This is a genomic window from Phascolarctobacterium faecium DSM 14760 (genome assembly GCF_003269275.1).
In the GTDB taxonomy this organism is placed as follows: domain Bacteria; phylum Bacillota; class Negativicutes; order Acidaminococcales; family Acidaminococcaceae; genus Phascolarctobacterium; species Phascolarctobacterium faecium.
In genome coordinates, this window is the sequence record NZ_QLTS01000020.1 from 1 (window position 1) to 1,634 (window position 1,634).

At 45.7% G+C, this 1,634-nt stretch carries 1 protein-coding gene; it reads right to left on the reverse strand.

What is annotated here, in order from left to right:
• Positions 1 to 85 precede the first annotated feature (85 nt).
• Positions 86 to 1,585 carry a methylmalonyl-CoA decarboxylase subunit alpha gene (gene mmdA, locus C8D73_RS11155; RefSeq protein ID WP_044491883.1) on the reverse strand — a complete coding sequence of 500 codons (1,500 nt, stop codon included), beginning with the start codon at positions 1,583 to 1,585 and terminating at the stop codon, positions 86 to 88.
• Between the last annotated feature and the right edge of the window lie 49 nt (positions 1,586 to 1,634).

The following is a 1,634-nucleotide window of genomic DNA, read 5'->3' on the forward strand; positions in this document are numbered from 1 at the left end:
AATCAACCAAGGATTAGTAGTTACAGGACCCATTATTTCACCTCATTCTTCTTAATTAATTAAGCACTATACTGCAAGCTGCAAATTACAAAGGAATATTGCCATGGCGTTTTGCCGGGCGAGTTTCACGTTTGGACTGCAACATTTGCAAAGCGTTGATGATGGTGGGACGGGTGTTTTTCGGCTCGATTACGATGTCTACCATGCCGCGCATTGCTGCTTGGTACGGAGTTGCAAAGTTATCGATATATTCTTCCGTTTTTGCTTTTACATCAGGATCATTTTTGAAGATGATGTTAGCTGCACCTGCAGGTCCCATTACTGCGATTTCTGCAGTCGGCCATGCAATTACTTGGTCTGCGCCCAAATCTTGGGAACACATTGCCAGGTAGGAACCACCGTATGCTTTACGGGTTACTACAGTAATTTTAGGTACAGTTGCTTCGGAATATGCATACAGCATTTTTGCGCCGTGACGGATAATACCGCCGTATTCTTGGTTACAGCCAGGCAGGAAGCCAGGTACGTCTACCAAGTTCAGCAAAGGAATGTTGAAGGCATCGCAGAAGCGAATAAAACGAGAGGATTTGTCGGATGCGTTGATATCCAGGCAGCCAGCCATTACTTTAGGTTGGTTTGCAATGATACCTACGGTTTGACCATCCATACGTGCAAAGCAAGTGATAATATTGGTTGCCCAATATTGTTGGGATTCATAGAATTCACCGTTGTCTACGATGGATTTGATTACGTCTTTCATATCATATGCTTGGTTGGAGTTATCCGGAAGCAATGTATTCAAGGAGTCATCAATACGCATCGGGTCGTCACCGGTTTCTACGATAGGAGCGCATTCCATGTTGTTGGAAGGCAGGAAGCTCAGCAGGTAACGGATCTGTTGCAAGCAGTCTTCGTCGTTTTCTGCAGCAAAATGTGCAACGCCGGAAGTGCTGTTGTGGGTCATAGCGCCACCCAGTTGTTCTTGGGTTACGTCTTCACCAGTAACAGATTTTACTACTGCGGGGCCGGTAATGAACATTTTAGAAGTGTTCTTTACCATGTAAATGAAGTCAGTCAGTGCCGGGCTGTATACAGCGCCGCCAGCAGAAGGACCCATGATAGCGGAGATCTGAGGAACTACGCCGGATGCAATAGTGTTTTCAAAGAAGATTTTTCCGTAACCAGCCAAAGCGTCAATTGCTTCTTGGATACGAGCACCGCCGGAATCGTTCAGGCCAACAAGCGGAGCACCCATTTTCAGGGACAGGCGTTGTACTTTTACGATTTTAGCAGCATGCATTTCGCCTAAAGAACCACCTTCTACAGTGAAATCTTGTGCGAATACATAAACCAGACGGCCATCGATGGTGCCGTAACCAGTAGTTACACCTTCGCCAGGAAGTTCTTTCTTCTCTTGGCCGAAGTTTGTGCAACGATGTTTTACGAAACGATCCAATTCAACAAAGGATCCTTCGTCGAGGAGTGCAGCAATTCTTTCACGTGCAGTCATTTTGCCGGCTTCGTGTTGTTTTGCAACGCGTTTTTCGCCGCCTGCAGCCAGAATTACTTCGGACTTTTTGAGCATTTTCTCAATTTTTGCTTGAGTAGACAAATCTTACACCTCCATCATTATT